At 56.2% G+C, this 288-nt stretch carries 1 rRNA gene; it reads left to right on the forward strand.

From position 1 onward, the window contains the following. Positions 1-288, forward strand: a 23S ribosomal RNA gene (locus tag ACSG5Z_RS31600); the annotation flags it as partial.

Here is a 288-nt window from a genome sequence, read left to right on the forward strand (position 1 = left end):
GTACAGGATAGGCGGGAGCCATTGAAACCGGAGCGCTAGCTTCGGAGGAGGCGCTGGTGGGATACCGCCCTGACTGTATTGAAATTCTAACCTACGGGTCTTATCGACCCGGGAGACAGTGTCAGGTGGGCAGTTTGACTGGGGCGGTCGCCTCCTAAAGTGTAACGGAGGCGCCCAAAGGTTCCCTCAGAATGGTTGGAAATCATTCGTAGAGTGCAAAGGCATAAGGGAGCGTGACTGCGAGACCTACAAGTCGAGCAGGGACGAAAGTCGGGCTTAGTGATCCGG

This window comes from Bacillus pretiosus (genome assembly GCF_051294775.1).
GTDB lineage: Bacteria > Bacillota > Bacilli > Bacillales > Bacillaceae_G > Bacillus_A > Bacillus_A wiedmannii.